At 39.3% G+C, this 20,584-nt stretch carries 13 protein-coding genes; 5 read left to right on the top strand and 8 right to left on the bottom strand.

Translation table 11 applies throughout. The annotated features are described in order from the left end of the window. Positions 1 to 6 precede the first annotated feature (6 nt). The 5 genes from HNP77_RS06580 to HNP77_RS06560 form a co-directional block, all read right to left on the bottom strand. Entirely contained in the window at positions 7 to 648 is a 642-nt protein-coding gene (locus tag HNP77_RS06580) for a P-II family nitrogen regulator (protein WP_184652383.1), read from the bottom strand. Continuing rightward, positions 645 to 2,207: a DUF1538 domain-containing protein gene (locus HNP77_RS06575; RefSeq protein ID WP_184652382.1), complete on the bottom strand. Its 1,563-nt coding sequence runs from the start codon at positions 2,205 to 2,207 to the stop codon at positions 645 to 647. The genes HNP77_RS06580 and HNP77_RS06575 overlap by 4 nt, the downstream gene beginning before the upstream one ends. Positions 2,208 to 2,219: 12 nt before the next feature. Then, on the bottom strand, positions 2,220 to 2,696 hold the full coding sequence (locus HNP77_RS06570; protein WP_184652381.1) for an S-ribosylhomocysteine lyase: 477 nt from the start codon (positions 2,694 to 2,696) through the stop codon (positions 2,220 to 2,222). A 27-nt stretch (positions 2,697 to 2,723) separates the two neighbouring features. Further along, positions 2,724 to 3,434: a 5'-methylthioadenosine/adenosylhomocysteine nucleosidase gene (locus tag HNP77_RS06565; RefSeq protein ID WP_184652380.1), complete on the bottom strand. Its 711-nt coding sequence runs from the start codon at positions 3,432 to 3,434 to the stop codon at positions 2,724 to 2,726. Between the two features lie 174 nt (positions 3,435 to 3,608). Continuing rightward, positions 3,609 to 3,905 carry a YhbY family RNA-binding protein gene (locus HNP77_RS06560; RefSeq protein WP_221266535.1) on the bottom strand — a complete coding sequence of 99 codons (297 nt, stop codon included), beginning with the start codon at positions 3,903 to 3,905 and terminating at the stop codon, positions 3,609 to 3,611. Positions 3,906 to 4,235: 330 nt separating this feature from the next. Between HNP77_RS06560 and nrdD the strand changes: the two genes are divergently transcribed. Continuing rightward, positions 4,236 to 6,413, top strand: coding sequence for an anaerobic ribonucleoside-triphosphate reductase (nrdD, locus tag HNP77_RS06555; RefSeq protein WP_184652379.1), 2,178 nt, complete (start codon positions 4,236 to 4,238; stop codon positions 6,411 to 6,413). A 71-nt stretch (positions 6,414 to 6,484) separates the two neighbouring features. Beyond that, a complete protein-coding gene (locus HNP77_RS06550; RefSeq protein WP_184652378.1) occupies positions 6,485 to 7,738 on the top strand; it encodes an HAD hydrolase-like protein in 1,254 nt (417 codons plus the stop codon). Between the two features lie 201 nt (positions 7,739 to 7,939). Here the strand turns inward: HNP77_RS06550 and HNP77_RS06545 are convergent, their stop codons facing one another. Both HNP77_RS06545 and HNP77_RS06540 read right to left on the bottom strand, forming a co-directional pair. Further along, complete coding sequence (locus tag HNP77_RS06545; protein ID WP_184652377.1) at positions 7,940 to 10,090, bottom strand: transglycosylase domain-containing protein; 2,151 nt, start codon at positions 10,088 to 10,090, stop codon at positions 7,940 to 7,942. Then, positions 10,087 to 15,828 (bottom strand): alpha-2-macroglobulin family protein, encoded by a 5,742-nt coding sequence (locus tag HNP77_RS06540; protein WP_184652376.1) that lies wholly within the window; start codon positions 15,826 to 15,828, stop codon positions 10,087 to 10,089. The genes HNP77_RS06545 and HNP77_RS06540 overlap by 4 nt, the downstream gene beginning before the upstream one ends. 55 nt (positions 15,829 to 15,883) lie before the next feature. On the opposite strand from HNP77_RS06540, the gene HNP77_RS06535 reads away from it, so the two are divergent. The 3 genes from HNP77_RS06535 to HNP77_RS06525 are packed head-to-tail and all read left to right on the top strand — an operon-like array spanning position 15,884 to position 18,365. Beyond that, positions 15,884 to 16,171 (top strand): hypothetical protein, encoded by a 288-nt coding sequence (locus tag HNP77_RS06535; protein ID WP_184652375.1) that lies wholly within the window; start codon positions 15,884 to 15,886, stop codon positions 16,169 to 16,171. 40 nt (positions 16,172 to 16,211) lie between these two features. Continuing rightward, positions 16,212 to 17,111, top strand: coding sequence for an RluA family pseudouridine synthase (locus HNP77_RS06530; RefSeq protein WP_184652374.1), 900 nt, complete (start codon positions 16,212 to 16,214; stop codon positions 17,109 to 17,111). An 18-nt stretch (positions 17,112 to 17,129) separates the two neighbouring features. Further along, positions 17,130 to 18,365: a BamA/TamA family outer membrane protein gene (locus HNP77_RS06525; protein ID WP_184652373.1), complete on the top strand. Its 1,236-nt coding sequence runs from the start codon at positions 17,130 to 17,132 to the stop codon at positions 18,363 to 18,365. A gap of 67 nt (positions 18,366 to 18,432) precedes the next feature. Here HNP77_RS06525 and HNP77_RS06520 read toward each other — a convergent pair whose 3' ends face one another. Next, positions 18,433 to 20,532 carry a methyl-accepting chemotaxis protein gene (locus tag HNP77_RS06520; protein ID WP_184652372.1) on the bottom strand — a complete coding sequence of 700 codons (2,100 nt, stop codon included), beginning with the start codon at positions 20,530 to 20,532 and terminating at the stop codon, positions 18,433 to 18,435. Between the last annotated feature and the right edge of the window lie 52 nt (positions 20,533 to 20,584).

The following is a 20,584-nucleotide window of genomic DNA, read 5'->3' as shown; positions in this document are numbered from 1 at the left end:
CCGTAATCATTTCTTTCCGAGAAGAGTAAATTCATCTGCCGGTGAACAAAATGCTATTCCGCTTCCAGGCTGACTCAAACATGAAAGGCTGCGGATCGAATCAAGAACTGCCTGTTTTTTTGATGCATCTACAACTATCAGAAGCATTTCCTTTTCAGGAACAATATGCATGCCAAAAAAGCGTTCGTCTGTTTCCCGTGCAGTTCCCCGGGCATTTACTACAGTTCCGCCGCCAGCTCCCGCCCTTCTTGCAGCAGCCATGGCATCATCTGCATATCCGCGGTTTACGATTACCGTTATAAGTTCATTTTTATTTCCAGACATGTTTTCTTCTCCTTCGCTAAAGTTACCGCCTTTCATAACGGCATCAACATCCGTACAAAATAATTCCCCGAAATTCTTTTTTTCATGAGAAGTTGCAGCAATGATGGCATTCTTTACCGGCTGCAGTACCTCCTCTTCCACAATCATCATTATTATATCTTTTGTACTTTCTCCCAGTCCAAGAACGGCCATAAAGTTTGACTTTGCAAGCCCCCTGCCCATAAGAACAGTTCCGCCACGGCAGCCGCTTTCCATTGCAGCACGGGTAAGTTTTTCTCCCTTATCATGGGGAACTATACTGACTAACAATCTGTAACTGCTCATTTTGCTTCCCTCGTTTTGATTTTAAATACAATTCCCAGTATCTGAATGGCAATAAGCGGAGTCATGGCAACCAGTGCTATAACACCAAAAGCATCTACTGCCGGATTTCCACCGCTGGCTGAACTTGCACCTAAAGAAAAAGAAAGTATGAAAGTACTTGTCATCGGTCCGCTGGCAACACCACCGGAATCAAAGGCAATACCAGTAAAAAGCTTCGGACAGAAAAATGTAAGGGCCAGGGCAATTATATAGCCGGGTATGAGAACATACCACAAACTGAACCTGAACAGAACTCTTGCCATAGATAAACCAATAGCAATAGCGACACCTGTACTGAGAGCAACAATCATAACTTTACGCTTTATTGTTCCGCCAGAAACATTCTCTACCTGATCCGTAAGAACCCATACCGCTGGTTCTGCACAGACAACAACTGCTCCAAAAATACAGCCTGTCAGCAGCAGCAGTATTATCTGAACTATCCCCGGAATAAGCATGGATTTTTCTATTTCGCCGGCTGCATTAAGAAGAAGGAGGGTTTTGTCTCCGCTTATAGCCAGACTTCCCAAAACTTCTCCAAGTTTAGTACCGGCAGGCATAAAACCACCCTTTGCTCCCATTAAAAATACTATAAGTCCTACAAAACTTAATATAAGACCGCGAACCATTCTTATAACCTGAAAAGGAGGCATTTTGATAAGCGTAAACTGAAATAAGGCTGCCATAAATACCAGCGGAAGAAGAGCTGTAGAAACTTCCTTTAAGACAAGAGGAAATTCAGTTATGAAAATTCCAAGTCCTTCCACTTCATGTGCACCGCTTTCTGCAGCAGCAATACTTTCTCCGTCAGAACCTGCAGCAGCTAAAATTATTCCGTAAAGGCATACGGCAAATATAGGACCTGCAGAAGCAATACCCGTAAGACCGAAACTGTCTGCCCCGGAATCACTTCCATCTTTTGAAGATTTTGCCCTTACTGCTGCAACACCGACACCAAGGGCCATAATAAACGGAACAGTCATCGGCCCTGTTGTTGCACCGCCGGAATCAAAGGCTACTCCCTGAAATTCTTCCGGAGTAAAATAAGCCATGGCAAAAATAAGGCCATAAGAAACAATAAGAATAATCCTGAGAGGAATCGAAAGTACCGTACGAAGAATACCAAGCATTACAAAAAAACCGATTCCACCGGCAATCATGAGGATAAGCCCCCACTTAGAAACGTCAGGATCTATTGACCTGACCTGATCTGCCAGTACCTGAACGTCTGGTTCTGCAATGGTAATCATAAAACCAATGAAAAAAGATGCTCCAAGCAGCAGCGGCAGGTTTCTCCTGGAAGTAAGAGCAGCTCCGCTGCGCTCTCCGATTGGAAGTATTCCTATGTCTACTCCCAGCAGGAACAGGGTGAGACCAATAATAACAAGAATACCGCCTATCAGAAATCGTAAGATGGTTGTTCCTCCTAAAGGAGCAACAGTTACACCCAGTATCATCACAATAAGCATGACAGGCAGTACAGAAAACAAAGTTTCACGTAATTTCTGCTGAAGGTTCATAGTTAAATCCTATTATTTATAACAGCTGCAGCCTTTTTCTTTTATTCCTTTAATCCACTGAGCTGCATATTTTTTTGCATTTTCAAGGTCCATGTCTCTATAATTTCCGCACTGTATTTCATTTGCGGCAGGAATTTCTCCTTCCCAGTCTACAACTTTCTGAAAAACCGGAAGAAGATGATCTGCAATATACTGCTCATCGCGATCACCCCAGACTGTAAAATAAAAACCTGTCCTGCATCCCATAGGACTAAAATCAATTACACCCTCAATTTCATCACGAATATATTCAGCAACAATATGTTCGATAGTATGAATTGCTCCAGTCGGCATGAATTCCTTATTAGGCTGTGTTATACGGATATCAAATTTTGTAACGACATCTCCCTTTTCTCCAGTTTTCTTTGCTGCAAGACGTACAAAAGGTGCCGTAACCTTTGTATGATCAAGATTAAAACTGTCTACATTGTACTTTTTCAATTCTGCCATAATTAATACCTCCAGGCTTTATTATCTTTATTGTATTTTTCCTACTATTGAGCGAACAAGTGCCGCACTTAAATTTGCAGCAGTTTCTTCATTAAAGTCATAGGTTGATTCACCACTGTCATCTGCCATATCGCTCATACACCGGATTATTACAAACGGGGTTTTGTTCAAGTATGCAGCATGGGCTATGGCAGCCCCTTCCATTTCTACACAAGCCGGATCACAGGCTGCGCGTATGCTTTCCTTTACTGTTTTTGAAGAAACAAACTGATCGCCTGAAGCAATGCGTCCTGCAACAAGAGAATGTCCCTGAGCCTCTTTAAGTGAATCAAAGGCTTCTTTTGCAGCAGCAATCATAGCTTTATCAGCCGGAAAATCAGAACATTCCATCTGCGGAATCTGTGTTACTTTATATCCAAAGCCGGTAACATCCATATCATGATAAAGAGCATCCGTTGAGACAACAAAATCCAGGACTTTAAGACCATGTGCCATAGCTCCGGCAATACCGGTATTTATTATGTGGGTAACCTTAAATTCAAGTATAAGAAGCTGGGTACAAAGAGCTGCGTTTACCTTTCCGATTCCAGACTGAACTATTATCACATCAGTACCGTCAAGTTTTCCCTGTACAAATGTAAGCCCCATTAATACTTTTTCAGAACTTTCTGTAAGCAAAGACTTCAAAGTTTTTACTTCAACATCCATAGCACCGATGATTCCAACTCTGTTTTGCATTTAATGTCACTCCTTGCAAAATACCGTACTATTTGCAAAAAAATTCATAAATTTTCTTTGAAAATATATTGACTACAATTAATTTCTAATATATTATCCTTCTCAAGCAGTAAGAAAATCTTATACAAAGCGGGTCGCTATTCTTCCTCCTTAAAGCGGCCCGCTTCTTTTTTTTTACTTAAGTTTAATTACGCGTTTTTCCGGATCAGGATTCTGCTTATACAGAATTGCAATATTACCAATCACACGTACAAGAACAGCTTCACAACTGTCTGCAAGATTCTTTGCCAGTTCCAGCTTTTCGTCCTTAAATTCATTAAATTTAACCTTTATAAGTTCATGATGTTCAAGACACTGAGCTGTTTTCTGTTCCAGACCTTCAGTTACGCCGTTCTGTCCGACAATAACAAGAGGCTCAAGGGGATTTGACAATGAAGTCAGTATTTTTCTCTGTTTGCTAGTTAATTCCATAATAAAAGATTTTATCAATTAATTGTTCCGATGTCATTATAATATAGAAGAATTCAGTTCTCCGTGACTTTTTTCACTGTAAATTCTTAGTATTAATCAAACTGTACCCATAAAAAGACCTTTTTCTAAATATTCATGCGCCTGCAAAAATTTTTAAGAAATTTTGTCACTAACAAAACGGAAAAAGTACCATAAAACCGTAATTTTCAGTTTTACACAATCAGAAATAACAGAATTTAAATATTGACTTAAACCACTAGCCCTAGTAGACTTTTAGTATTCTTACACCATATTTAGCGTAAGATAATAAAAAAAGGTGGGAAAAAATCAATGAAAATCATCAAAAGAAGCGGTGCTGAAGTTGTCTTTGAAAGAGAAAAAATTGCTGATGCCATCAAGAAGGCCAATGAGCAAGTTATTGATGCAAAAAAACTGAGCGATGCTCAGATTGCTTCTATCGTTGATGATATCGAAATTGAATGCCATCACTCCGATCATGCCCTTAACGTTGAAGACATTCAGAATCTTGTCGAAAACGGAATCATGCAGAACGGAGCTTTTGATGTTGCCAAGCTCTACATTACTTACCGCTTCCGCCACGAGCTGATGCGCAAAGAAAATACCACTGACAAACAGATTAAATCCCTGCTGGAAGAAAACAACGAAGAAGTAAAGCAGGAAAACTCAAATAAAAATCCTACTGTTGTTTCTGTACAGCGTGACTATATGGCCGGTGAAGTTTCTAAAGACATTACCCGCCGCTTCCTTTTAGATCCGGATATCGCAGAAGCACATGACAACGGTTTGATTCACTTTCATGATTCAGACTATTTTGCACAGAGAATGCACAACTGCGATCTGGTAAACCTTGAAGACATGCTTCAGAACGGAACTGTAATCAGCGGTACTAAGATTGACCGCCCTCATTCCTTCAGCACGGCATGTAATATTGCTACACAGATTATTGCCCAGGTTGCAAGCTGCCAGTACGGCGGACAGAGTATTTCTCTTGCACACCTTGCTCCCTTTGTAGATGTAAGCCGTCAGAAATTCAAGAAAGAGATTTCTGACATGATAGAAACCACCGGGCTTCATGTAACTGACGAACAGTACAACTACATGGTAAATCAGCGCCTTAAGGACGAAATCAAGCGCGGTGTTCAGACTATTCAGTATCAGGTCATTACACTTATGACAACAAACGGTCAGGCTCCTTTTGTTACTGTTTTCATGTACCTTAATGAAGCTAAATCAGAAGCAGAAAAAACTGACCTGGCACTTATTATTGAAGAAGTTCTTAAACAGAGATATCAGGGCGTAAAAAACGAAAAAGGTGCATGGATTACTCCTGCATTCCCGAAGCTTATTTATGTTCTTGAATCTGACAACATTGAGCAGGGTTCAAAATATTATTATCTTACTGAACTTGCTGCAAAATGTACTGCAAGACGCATGGTTCCGGATTATATTTCAGAAAAGAAAATGCTGGAACTTAAAGTTGACAAAAACGGAAACGGAAACTGCTACCCTTGCATGGGATGCCGCTCTTTCCTTACTACATACGTTGATTCTGAAGGAAAACCAAAGTATTACGGAAGATTCAATCAGGGAGTCGTTACAATTAACCTTGTAGATGTTGCCTGCTCTTCCGGAAAAGACTATGACAAGTTCTGGCAGATTATGAAAGACCGCCTTGAACTCTGTCACAGAGCCCTCAGGATTCGTCATGAAAGGCTTTTGGGAACCCGTTCAGATGCTGCTCCTATTTTGTGGCAGAACGGTGCTCTTGCCCGCCTTCCAAAGGGTGCTGTAATTGATGAACTGCTTTATAACGGCTATTCAACAATTTCTTTGGGATATGCAGGTCTTTGTGAATGCGTACGCTACATGACCGGAAAATCCCATACAGATCCTGAAGCAAAACCTTTTGCCCTGGACGTAATGCATGCCCTTAATGATGCCTGCAAGATGTGGAAAGAAGCTGAGCACATTGATTATTCAGTTTACGGAACACCGCTTGAAAGCACTACATACAAGTTTGCTAAATGTCTTAAACGCAGATTTGGCGTAATTGAAGGGGTTACTGATAAAAACTATATTACTAACAGTTACCATGTAAATGTTACGGAAAAAATCGATGCTTTTGCAAAACTTACTTTTGAAAGCCAGTTCCAGGAATTAAGCCCGGGTGGTGCTGTAAGTTACGTTGAAGTTCCAAATATGGAAAACAACATTCCGGCTGTCATGACGCTGCTTAAACATATTTACAACAACATCATGTATGCTGAATTAAATACAAAAAGCGACTTCTGTCAGAAATGCGGCTACACCGGAGAAATCCAGATTGTTAAGGATAATGACGGAAAGCTTATCTGGGAATGTCCTAACTGCAAGAACCGTGACCAGTCAACAATGAATGTTGCACGAAGAACCTGCGGTTATATCGGTACCCAGTACTGGAACCAGGGACGCACTCAGGAAATCCAGGAACGCGTACTTCATCTCTAAAATCTAAAATCAGGGTTGTCTGAACGGCAGCCCTTTTTTATTGTCAGAATTTCATTATAATCTCTTTAATCATGACTGAAGTTTATATTTTTGACTTTGACGGGGTTATCATAAACTCCTCCGCAGACATCACTGACAGTATCAATGCAGCACTAAAACACTTTACATACTGGACATTACCTGACAATGAAATCATTCAGTTTATAGACGACAATCTTAAAGAAACGCTTATTAAATGCCTCCTCCGCTCTACAAAAAACCACTACAACACTGAGAATACGGAAAAGACACAGTTAATATATGAACAGTTTTTAAAAGAATATTCTGCCCGTGCACTGAACAGAACAAACCTCTATGCCGGAATAAAAGAACTGCTTAAAGTACTGAAAGCTAAAAACAAAAAAACCGTCCTGCTTTCCCTTAAAACACCGGAACTTACTACAAAAATTCTTGAACATTTTGAAATCAAAGACCGCTTTAACATTATCGGATATTCTAAAGACTTTAAGGCAGCGCTTAATTTAATTAATGCAAAATTCAGCAGCAGCTATTCAGAAGAAAATGGAATTGTTTTAAGTGACAGCCCGGCGGACATTCAGAAGGCAAAAAATGAAGGATATAAAACCGTTGCAATACGCGGCGGCATGGGGAACCGGGAGCTTCTGGTAAACAGCGGTGCAGACCTCTGCTTCAGCGTAGCAAGTGAAATCGAAAAATTCATAAACATTCTGTCTGATCCGGAACAGACTTCTGAGTTAAAGAATTTTGCAATGAAAAATGAAGTTCCCATAATGCAGGATGAAGGTTCAGATTTTATATGCAATTACATTAAAGAAAACAACGTAAAAAACATTCTGGAAATAGGCTCTGCCATAGGCTATTCTTCAATGAAGTTTGCCAGACTGGCTTCTGACATTCACGTTACGACAATAGAAATAGATGAAGAACGTTACCGTACTGCCGTAAAAAATTTTGAAGAAAACAATCTTACTGACCGTATTACTATTTTTCATGGTGACGCCCTTACTTATCCCATAGAAGGTAAGTTTGACCTTATATTCATTGATGCAGCAAAAGCACAGTACATCAAATTTTTTGAACGCTTTAAGGAAAACCTTTCTGAACAGGGAGTAATATTCAGTGACAACCTGAGCTTCCACGGAATGGTTGAAGATTTATCCCTGACTCATAATTACAGCACGATAAAGCTCGTGAAAAAAATCCGCAAATATATAGATTTCTTAAAAAATAATACTGAGTTTAAAACAGAATTTTTTAAATTCGGAGACGGAATTTCTATCTCCAGAAGAATTAAAGAAAACTAATAGGGAATGTCCAAAAAGTTCAAAAAATGTCATTTTCGGGCTCGAGCCGAAAATCCCCCTGCATGAGATTGCCGCATCAAGTGCGGCAATGACAGGGTGGCGAGTGTGGCAATGACTCATGCTGAACGCTACGCCACATCTAGTTCTATACACCAGGAAGTAAACTTATTGGTCATCCCCCGTTTATAAACAGAATGACTCTTATTTTACCGTGTATTTTGCAGCAGCTGTCTTTTCTCCGCACTTTATTTCCAGAACATGATCCCCTGTAATTATAGGAATGCTCCAGGAAAAAGGCATGGATTTCTTACCTAAAGAAACTCCATCCAGGAAAAGTTCTGCAGTACTTTCTGCTCCTCCGACTGCAATCACACTAATCTTCTGTACGTCCTGCGGAATTGACGGATCATAAATAAACACAGCATTATTTTTAGGGAACATTATTTCTAATTCCCCGGAATTAAAAAATTCCCCTGCGTTTATATTACGATCATATGCCCAGTGCTGATATTCTGACGGATAAGAAACAGAAATACGCCCGTTTACAAAATTATGCCAGGAACATCTTTCCATATTAGGTACAGCTGTTTTTAAAACATACTCGTAACTAACAGAAGGGCAGCAGTCTGAAGGAGAAAGACCGGAAAGCGTACACACTTTTACTTTTTCGTATTTCTCCGGTTCTTCAAACTTCCTGCAGCCATACCGCTCTGTAAGTGCATCAAGAATCTCGCGAACTACCGTTGCAGGAATACTGCTGCCCGTCTTACGTACAACCGTCTCTCCGTCAAAGTTTCCCATCCATACGCCGGCAGTAAATTCACTTGTAGAACCAAGAGCTATAATATTCTGGAACTGATTTGACGTGCCTGTCTTAAAAATACTCGGATAAGGCGTATCAAATACTTTAGCATAGCCAAAACCAAGTTCCCGGGCATTTTTATCGCTGAGAATGTCACACATTATGCGCGCCGTATTCTTATCATAAACCTGCTTACCCTTAAACTTTCCGTCATTCACAAAAACAGAAAAGGCATTTACCATTTCGTAAAGTGTAACTTCACTGGAACCAAGGGCAAGAGAAAGTCCCGTACTGTCCCGCGTACCTTCCAGAGACTCATAGCCCAGGTCATGCAGCGTCCTCATGTAAGTATCAACCCCAAGATGATAAAGAAGATATACCGCCGGAACATTAAGGCTTGATGCTAAAGCCACCCTGAACCTTACAGGACCGTTAAACTTATTATTAAAATTCAGCGGAACATAAACCCCGCTTCCACCAAAATCCTGCTGGATGTCCGGTAAAATTGAATTTGGAGAGAAGCCTTTTTCCAGAGCAAGGGCATATAAAAACGGTTTCATGGAACTACCGGGCTGGTTTTTTACCATAACACCGTCTATCTGACCGGAATGTTCTTCATCATAAAAATCACTGTTGCCGATCCATAAAACCGTTTCTCCAGTACGGTTGTTGATTACATAAGCGGCTCCATTATGAATGCGGGCATCTTCATATTTATGAAGCTGGGCATTTATGCTGGAAATAACTTTCTTTGCAAGAAGACTGTCGATAGAAAGATGAAGTTCCGGAGGAATAATTTCACCCCGGGCTTTATATTCACCCACAAGATGATTTATATAGTGAGGTATTTCATACGGATATTCATAAAGCTTTTCCGGTTTATAATCAGAAGGCCTTCGTGGAATTTTAGCAAGTTCTTTTATCTGTGATGGAGTCAACTGTTCCGGAGCAACTCCATAAAAACTTCTTGACGCACTTGCAGCTCCTTCATTCTGATATCCGAAAGGCACATTATTTAAATACAGTTCAAGAATCTGTTTTTTAGAAAGCTGTTTTTCCAGATGATATGCCTTAAAAGCTTCTATAAACTTCTGCCCCAAAGTAACTTTTTCTGTACGGGGACTTATGATTCTTACCAGCTGCATTGTAATGGTAGAAGCACCGCTTACAACCGTTCCGGCTTTTTTATTCTGAATCATTGCCCTTACAACAGAAACTAAATCAACACCATTATGAGAATAAAAATTCTTATCTTCCTGGGCTATAAATTCTTTAACTAATTCGTGAGGATATTTTTCAAAAGGATAGTATTCCCGGTGCATTCCTTCATCAAGAGCCAGCACCTGCAGAAGCTTTCCGTCCCTGTCATAGAAACGGGTACTGTACTGCCGGTGCATGAATTCATCAAGTCCGGGATAAGGAATCAAATACAATGCCAGGTTAAAAAGAACCGCCGCTATGGCGATTCCCCCTGCAACTGCAAAAATAATTTTTACAGCCCGGGGCAATTTAACCTGCATTATTCTGTCAAAGATAACCTTTGGCTTCATTTAGAAATATTCCATACCTTACCGTTTGAGCGGCCAAGAATTTCTTCTTCATACATACATTCTGCCGTAATACATGGCGTATTGTATGTACCGGATCTCGTTGCACGGAACATAAACTCAACTGTAGTTTCTACAGGTCTGAAATAATCCCAGAAGTACTGAACTTCCGAATCAAATATTTCTCTGTTAGAAAGCCAGTTTTTATCATAGTCATACCAGTAGTAATCATCGTCATAATTGCGTGAATTATACTGACTGCCGGTTGTAGCAAATGCAGCATTTAATATTTCACATCCAGCCGGAACCGGAACACGCATAGCTACATATTCAAGATGGTTCGTTGATGAAACGTAAACTTTTTCTTTGTAAACATTTCCTTCAACAAGATTATCATCCGTAACAAGTTCACCTGTCTTTACGTCATAGATTTCTGAGTAAACACAGATACCTTCATCACGGGCAACCTGTTTTTCCGGCGGAATAGCGTACTTCATGGAAATAGTATAATAAAGATTTCCAGTACCGCTCTTCCTGAATTCTACAGGAATCTCAACATTATCTTCTTTTGAAATGTCACTGAACTTTACGCGGCGGTCAACAGCTTCTGCACCCAGTCCTTTGAATTCTCCGGAAAGAACCGGCTTATCATTAAGATATGCAACTGCCTTAAAGTCCAGATTCTTAAGGTTACGTCCAAGAATATACTGATTAACGGCAACCATTACACGAACAGTTGTCATTGTTGAACTCCAGTATCCCTTAGAACTCTGCATCTTAAGAACTTCAAAAATAAGATGATCATTTACTTCATCATCCGGAGAAATCTTTGAGAACATCTGAAGCGGATATGTATAGTTTTCTATAGTATCTGACCACCAGTAATCATAATCCTTAGACTTGACTTCTGCACCTCTTGATGTAAATGTGATTCTGTTACGAATCTTCTTTACAAGTGCATCACGTTTTGCAGTCATGCCAAGCTTATCATATGTAAGTGCAACAAGACACATAGAAGACATATATCCGTCTGTATTCTTTTCTATAGCAGCAAGATTTGAAGCAGATGGTGTCTTTCCGAGAAGTGATGCTACATAATATTCATATGCTGCTGTCGAATAATTATCATTAGAGAAATCTCTTCCTGCAACACTGATAAGATATGATGCAAGATCATCAAGATCTATCTTCTTTGTAAACTTAATTCCCTTCTGTTTTGCAATGGCAAGTATTTCACCAATGCGGGCACTTACATAAGAATTAGAATATGTTCCCGAAGGCCAGTATGGGAAACCACCATCAGAAAGCTGAACGTTTTCCCATGAATTAATTTCATTTACGGCAACTTCTACAGGATCAGCAACCTCACTCTTAAGATTGAAGACATCGATATAGTCACCAAATGCAATCAACGGGAATACTTTACTTGAACGCTGTTCCATACATCCATACGGATAGCGGAATACATAGTTTACAGCTTCATGAAGCATACCAAGTCTTGTAGGATCAAGCTGAACATAGAAAGTTCCGACTCCGTCTTCCACAGCAGGAAGCTGTATCATTTCCTTCTTAGCTTTCTTTCCGTCTCCTGTAACAGAACCAATAGATGTAACTGTTTCAAAGATGTACGGCTTTTCGATTTCAAGCGGCAGATATACTCTTTCGTTTACCTTACTGCTTGTAACGGTAAGCTCAACTGTAATCCAGCCGTTTTTAATCGCATGAATATTAAACATAAGAGGCAACGTTGTTCCTGATTTTACAGAAATTGTCTTTGAAGGATTATCAATTACTTCTGCACGTCCAGGAACTCTCATTACACCGTTTTCAGACTTAACTTTTCCTGTCTTTTCTGTTCCTTCATAAAGGGTTACTGCAATTTCTACATCTTCATCAGTATCACAAAGATTAGAAACTACTGCACCAACTTCACTTACGTCATCAAGGCGAAGTTTTCTTGGAAGAACATGGCGGACAGAAATTGGATTTGCTACATCCATCTGAGATTCTTTAATTGAGAAATTATCTGTTGATACACCTACAGCAGTAATTCTATATGCAGTAAGAGTATCCGGCAAAGTAAACGTACAGCTTGCATTACCGTCTTTATCCGTCATCATCGTTTCAAACAATGCAGTCGGATCAAAATTCTTACGGTCTGAATACTTACCGTCTGCGTCACCACCTACAAGGTTTTTGATTTCATAAGTTACAGGATCCATAAGATATTCACGGTTATCGCCTCCGTAAACACAAAGAGGGAATCTGTATTCACTATAGAAATACTTAAGCGGATCAGGTACATGATAATTAATCAGGTCTACAACACCACGGTCTACCGCCATCAAGGTAATATCTGCACCGGAAACAGGCTTTCCATTCTTTGTAGCACGTACTTTTAACGTTGCCTTTTCACCTGGAAGATATGATTTTTTATCAGCAGTTATTTCAAGATCAAAGCTGCGGCTCTTAGTACTTACCATAAGGGTTGCAATACCAAAATACGGCTTCGGTTTATCTATATCCGGAGTATTGTAATCATTCTTCGGCATTCCTTTGCGGACAGAATATGAAGATACTGCTACATAAATAACAGGTACATATTGATCTTTAATATCAATATCAATAACTGATGAACTTTCGTTAAGTGTAATTACTTTTTCTTCAAAAATACCTTCACGCTCAACGGTTACCATGTAAGTTCCCTTTTCAAGAGGACTCTGAAGAAGAAGCTGAGCTTTTTCTCCTGCTTCATATTCATTCTTGTCCGGTGTAAGTGAAAGTTCCTGAGAATTATCATAACTGAACCAGTACCAGTCTCCGCCTGTTACGTAGAATGAACGTTCAGTAATAACAGGGTTTCCTGCTGAGTCTGTTGAAGAAATGCGGAGGGTATAATAACCGCCCTTCGGTGGAACAAACTTAAACTCTGTAGGAACAGAACTTCCGCTAAGAGTTTCTTTTCTGTCTATTTCAGTTACGTATTCTCTTTCATAACGGGTATTAATCTGTCCGTTCCATGATACCTGCTGAACTTCCTTCCAGGTTTCACGAAGCAGTTCTATACGGAGAGCATCCTTCTTCTTTGGAGGAAGAGCTGCTGCTGACGGAGTTTCTCCTTCAGGAGTTACACACGCATAAGTAAAGCGAACTTCTGTACCCTTCTTAGGGAATCCGCCGGAATTCAGTCTTTCAAGACCAAGATAATAGCGGGCCGGATGAACTATAACAGAAGTTGAAGAACTGATAGCCTGATTACCGGAATCCATTACTTCAATTTCTGCACGATAGTTGTACGGAACACCAAGTATTTTTTCTCCGCCTGTTTTCTGAGAGAGACTGGCTCTTCCGTCTGCACCAAGAACACCGGAATCTCTGTTAAGAGAAGTACGACCGTCATAATACTGACGTGTACCGAATGTCATGTTTTCAAATCTCTTTCCAGCCGGACGATAATATACAGGTTCACAAGACCATCCTGCTGAATATGAAGCTCCGCTCATGCTTCCGCCGCCAAGATACTGGGCAAGAACATCAACGTTAACTTCATCACCTTTATAATATGTAATTGCCGGTGCACTTGCCTTTACTTCAAAACGAAGACGCTCAAAATACTGCACCTGAACTGTACAGCTTGAGCTTTCTCCACCATTTCTGTAAGAAAGACTGTAATAACCAGGCTCAATATCATCTGGAAGAACAAAAGTTCCATGAGTACATCCGTTTGAATCAAGACGTCCGCTTTCTTCATAATATGTACTTTCGCTCCAGTATGAATTTTCCTTAAGCTGGATAGTAAAATCTCTGTTTGACGGAACGGAATATTCTCCACCGGAAAGAGTACGGTCTATTACTTTAAACGAAACTTTTTCTCCCGGTTTATAAAGTCCACGGTCTGTAAACATAAATGTTACTTTTCTGGACTCTGCAGCTCTGGAAGGAGAATAAGAATCTACACCATAGCGCCACATGCTTGTTGTATTAGGATCAAATATAACGCGGTCATCTTTTGTTTTTGCTTCGATGTAGAGACGACGGTTATAAGAACTTACAGGTGAAGAAAAATTAAGGTGAACAAATCCGTTTTTATCCGTAGTACCGGTTGCTATCTTATCATAGTGGCTTGTTGAAGCAATTATATCTTCAGATGAAGCATAATATGAATCAATAAGATAAGCATTTACAGTTGCATCCTTTATTGTTTCTCCAGTTTTAAGACTGGAAACAAGGACTGCTGCCGTATCATATCCGTAGCGAACTGTAACACCAAGATCAGTTACCTGAACATAGATATTATTTTTATTAGTTGATGTTCTTGTAGAATAATATTCATTCCACCAGTCATAATATCTATATTCATATTCCATACTTGCAAGGAACTTTACAGCTCCGCGATATTCCTTACCGACTTTTACAAGTGAGTTTGTAAGATCTACTGCTTCAATAATAGTTGTATCCTGAGGTATTTTTTCAGGATCAAGCTCAGTTTTACGTACACTTGAATCCTTAGGAGATTTACCCTGATTATCTGCAATAGCCTGAACCGAATATTCTGAACCGGATTTTATGTTCTGATGTTCAAATGCAATTTTTGGAGTAAACTGCGATTCAAGAATTTTACTGCCATAATCCTTAAATGCCGCATAGCTTCTTGCACTTGGAATCTCTATCTCTTTTTCGTAGTCTCTTCCCAATGACCTTCCATAAACATCTCTAATAGACATGTCAATTGTAAGGGTATAAGTTGAATTATATTTTACAGGAAAGTTAGAAAGGATAACGCGTGCTCCGCTGAGGGATACATTTTCTTTTTTTACAGTAAATCCTTCCAGGGAAGTTGAAATATGTTTTGCAATTTCTGCTTCTGAATCTGCCTTAAGCGGTGTATTAAATACAACAACTACAGGATTGGAATAATTTGAAGCATATCTGTCCAGATAACAGTCCGTAACTCTGAAGCTAGGTATCGTATTAAATGAAAGAGAGCAGTCTTCTTTTGTAGGAGCATTTCCCTCTTCATTTACAGAACCGCGGGGTAAAGTTACTCTTACTGTTGAATCTTCCTCAAGATCTTTCTTTAATGCAAGAACAACTTCACTGTCAATATTGCCGGCCTTGATATCAAAAGGAATATCATCTCCGTAATTCGAAACTTTAAGATACTTTTTTATAACGTCAACATTTACTTTTGTATTAAAAAGAACACCAACATCTTTTGCCTGCTTAAGCGGTACTCTCGAATTATCCACATACAGACCTGAAGATACTTCTGTATAACCAGGATGAAGGGCAATAATCCTTAAATTTTCTGAATGAAAACTGAACGTTGTTGTTCCAGAAATTCTTTCTCCAGTCAATGCCTTTAAGTCTTTTTTAACGTTAACAGTATACACTTTGAGAGGTATCACTTCATCTGTAGAAATAAAAGAAAGTGTACTTGTTGTTGTCCATTTCCAGTAACCGTTTAACTGCGGCTCAATGGAAGCGTAATCACAGACAGCCGTCTGCTTACCCAATTCCTTGAGGGAAACAACCGGTTTTGTAAAATGAATCTGAATCTGCGGATATTTAATATCTGCTGCCAGTTCATCTTCCGGAGTAAAACTGGATACTTTAAAACCAACATCTTCCGATGCTGATTTTCCATTTTTCTTACTGCCGGCCGCAAAAACCGTAACAGTCGCTGCACACAGAATCAGTAATCCTGTGATGAGTGAGAATTTACTTTTTTTTATGTTCATAAAATACCTCATAGTAAAGTTTAATATTTTTTTATGTTATGGTAAACTATTTTCCATGGCTCTCAAAATTATTATCGGTTCCGTGATTTTTATCACAGTTGGATTAATTTTCTGTATAACCGGCATGATTCTAAAAACTTCCTCAAAGCAAAATGCCGCTTCAAAAATTACAGGAACTATTTTTTATCTGATCGGTGCCATTACACTGATATCAGGAATACTCGGTATCTGTTTCAAAAATGAAATCACCAGAACAGTCCTTCAGTTTTATGCACTTATATATCTGGTGATAATTTCAATCGTTTTCTTTATAATTACGAAACTCATTAAAATCAAGTCCTGACAACAAGACAGAAACTTAAAAAACTCAGAAGGAAGCTTATATGAAAGAAACTCTTCATCATGTAAAAGCAAGCACACAATATAAACGTGAACACAAACCTGATTACGGCCACGAAAAAATACAGATTCTTTATGAAGACAAAGACATCGCAGTAATTTTAAAACCAAGCGGAATGCTTTCTGTTCCTTATCCGGGAAGCAAAGCCCGCACAGCTCTTGATGTACTGGAAAAAATCATGCGCAGCAAAGGTACATGGACAAAAAACCACAGACCTTTTACTGTTCACAGGCTTGACCGGGACACTTCCGGTGTAATGATGTTTGCCCTTAACGAAACTGTTCAGCATAAAATCATGGCTACATGGCACACAATGGTTACCGAACGGCTTTATCATGCAGTTGCAGAAAACCCGAAAGACAATAAAAAAATTCTTCCGGACTCAGGGCTTATTGATGATAACCTTGCACAGAATGCACATCATGTAGGTTATGTTCCAGGCGAAGATGATAATGCTAAAACAACAGCCGCCCGCACTCATTATAAAATCATTGAACGGGGAGCAACCCATACTCTTTTTGAACTTGAACTTGATACCGGCAAAAAAAACCAGATACGTGCCCACTTATCAAACAAAGGATATCCTCTTGCAGGAGATGAAAACTACAGGGCAAAAACAGATCCTTTCCACAGACTGGCCCTTCATGCAAGAAGCCTTAAATTCATTCATCCTGTAACAGGAGAAAAAATGCGCTTTGACATTCCTGAGCCGGAAGAATGGCTTAACTACGTAAAAAAAGGAGACAGCCATCCTGCATTACCAGTCTGGCTTCAGAAACAGAAACCTGAACACAAACCTTCCTCATCTGTAATAAAAACAGAATCCAGAAAATCCCTGCGACACATGAATTTTATAGAACGCGGTCAGCATTTTTCTAAATAAAGGTCCGGTAAAATAAAAATGAAATCACTCTTTACTAAAAAATTCATTACGGCACTTTCTCTTTCTTTTCTGTACACAGCGGCTTTTGCTTCAACAATAACAGATTATAAAATTTCCGGCTTAAAAAAAACAAAACCAGAAACTTTAAAGCCTTATCTTGATACTTTTTTAAATAAAGATTCAGAAGAAATCGACCTTCACGAAATAGAAACAACCCTTAGAACTTACGGAATTTTCTCTGACATAGAAGTTACCCTTACAGAAACGGAAGGTGATGAAAATGCAGAAACAGATTCTAAAACCTCTGCACTGAACATAAGTCTTAAAGAAAAAATAACATTACTTCCTTTACCTTTTGCATTCTATTCATCTAAAAACTACGGAGGCGGACTCTTTATCCTGAATTCAAATGCTTTCGGAAAAAAAGATGTACTGGCTGCCGGAGGAATGATTCTTTCTGACAGAATCTTCGGAATGTTTACCTATTCCCACGCCCCGGAAAGCAACTCTTTAGGATGGTCTTTATTTTCAAGTGCAGGTAAAACAGATCACACAATTACTGATATCAGCGACAAAGAATTAATCAAATACTACAACACTGGTTTTTCTTTTTCAGGCGGAATTTCTGAACGACTAAATTCCTTTTGTACTTTAAGCCAAAACATCGGCTACTCTTACAACAATTTTTCGGACTGTGAATACAAAGACAGTCACAATATAAATACATCTGTTGCTTTTAATGCAAACTTTTCTGACTGGAACGGCTACTTTCTTCTTACAAAATCACTTAACCTTAGAGGAGGGGCCGATTATTCGTCAGTCAATGATTTTTCTGAAAACGCCTCTTTCAGCCTTACTCTGCAGAACAACTTTTTTACCCCAAGAATCCGTTCAATTATCGACTTAAAAACTTCTTACCAGCATGGAGTTTCTATAGAAAACAAAAATTCTGCCAGTGACTGCGGGCTAAAAATAATATCAGGCAATTTTGTTTCTACAGAACTTGCCCTGGCCAGACTTTCTCTTGAAGGGGCCGTATACAAATCTTCTGCAATAACCATGTCCCTTCTTGGTTCCTACGAAGCAGACTTTGCCAAAGACTATGATGATTCTGCCGCTATATGCCATGGTCCGGGATTCGGATTCTATGTCTATCTGGAAAAAATTGCACTTCCAGCCCTTGGATTCACCTACTCATACAACGTTAACAAAAAATATTCTACCTTCAACTTTTCATTAGGCGCTTCCTTCTAAATTTTTAAAATAAAAAAGCCCCGGACAATCTGCTTATCCGGGGCTTAACTTTACTTATCTACAATCATCAAACCTTAAACTGATCTACTTCTTTTCCAATCTTAAGAATGGATTCCTTCATCTGGTTAGAAAGATCAGAAAGAGCCGCACCTGTTTCATTAATCTTGCGGGCTCCGGCAGACATTTCTGTCATTCCGTCTTTTATGCTGAACGTTGCTTCCTGAAGAGTTTTAATCTCTGCAAGAATAGCCTTGTTTCCTTCAGCCATTTCTACAGAAGCTGTCTTTACTTCATTTGAAGTGTCATTCATGCTGTTAAGGGCAAGACTGATCTGTTTAGAACCTTCATTCTGTTCAAGCATTGCATTTGTAATTTCATGAACAAGATTATTTGTTGAATTGATTCCGTTAAGAACTTCAGTGAAAGCATTACTTGCAACCTGAGAAGCGTTAACGATTGATTCAATACTTGCAGTTATAGTAGAAAGCTGCTTACCGATTGTCTGTGACTGAGAACTTGAATCCTCAGAAAGCTTACGGATTTCATCAGCAACTACTGAGAATCCCTTTCCTGCTTCACCGGCATGAGCTGCTTCAATAGCCGCATTCATGGCAAGAAGGTTTGTCTGTTCTGCAATACCGGAAATAACGGCATTTGCTTCCTGAAGGGCCTGACTTTCACGTTCAATTTCTTCAATTCTGGCATTAACATCATTCTGCTTCTGAACACCAACAATTGTTTTCTGCTCAAGGTCTTTAAAGGATGCTGCCATTTTCTGAACTGATGTATTAACCGAATTAATATTACCGATCATCTGCTCAACGGCTGCACTTGCCTGTGTTACAGCTGAACTCTGTGATTCAATCATACGGTTAAGGGATTCAATATTTGAGGCAATTTCATTTACAGCACCGGCTGTCTGATGTACAGAATCTGTCTGGAATCCAACCTGTCCGCCAAGACTTTCAATGTTACTGATAATCTGTGTAATGGCAGCGGCAGTATCTTCCGTAGAATTCTGAAGAAGTTCACCTGCATCAAAAAGTTCTACCTTTGATTCCTTCATTGTCTTGATGATTTCCTGAAGTTTTTCAGAGAACAGGTTGAATCCGTCTACCACACGACCGATTTCATTATTTGTATTAATGTGAATTCTCTGTGTAAGGTCAGCATCACCAGTAGCAATTCCGCGGATTGTGTTTTCTACAACTGTAAGAGGCTTTAATGAACGGAACAGCATAACTCCAACTACAATCACTATCATAACGGCAAGAATGACTCCACCGATGATAAGAAGCTGAGTTACAAGAGTTGCAGTCGTAAATATACGCTCCTCATTAAGAAGAACAAAAAGTTTCCATGGAGTACCGGTTACTGACTGTGCAAAGAATACTTCTTTTGAACCATATTCATTTACAATAGTTCCGTCTACATCGCCTTCAGAACCCCACGCTCTTGAAAGACTGTTGTATGATTCAGGATACTTTTCTTTAATTGCTTCAAGAGATTTTGCATACAAATCTGTTGGAATACTTGTTCCCACCAGAGCACCGTTTGAACCGAACATTACAATCTTACCGATGGAACCGAGGTCAATTTCTGCAAGGGCATCGGATACTGATTCAGGATTCATTACACCATAGAAAAGTCCGATTGTCTTATCCTTATATTTGGCAGCCTTACAGACATGAACGACTGTTCTTCCTGTAGTACGGGCAACAACAGGGTTATCAATGTAACTATCTGCTCCCTGCTTTATTATTGCCTGGAAATAATCACGGTCTGAAACGTTAGAAGTTTCTCCGTGATCGGTATAGTTAACGCCGTTTTTATCAACATAACCGATGTATTCAAATACTTCTGATCTGTTATGAATGCGATTTGTCATCCATTTTACAATTTCTTCTGTGGATTTACCCTGCTGTACAATATCTGCATTTGCATAATAATCCATTTTTGAAAGATAACTGTCTATCTGATGCTCATAAACAAGGGCACTCTGCCTGGAAAGTTCCTTGTACTGCATGAAAGTATCTTTTTCGATTTCTCCACGTGCAGATACAGAAACAACTAAAATCTGAACTGCATCAAGAACAACTACTGTCAATGCAATAATCATGGCAATTAAAACAAAAAGTTTGCCATTTTTACGTTTTGCCTGATTCATCATACCTCCTGAAATTGAAAACCCAACTAAATAATATAACATATATAAATAA

The sequence above is a fragment of the Treponema rectale genome (assembly GCF_014202035.1).
In the GTDB taxonomy this organism is placed as follows: domain Bacteria; phylum Spirochaetota; class Spirochaetia; order Treponematales; family Treponemataceae; genus Treponema_D; species Treponema_D rectale.
The sequence above is the reverse complement of the archived record's forward strand: the minus strand, read 5'-3'. Positions and strand labels throughout refer to the sequence as shown.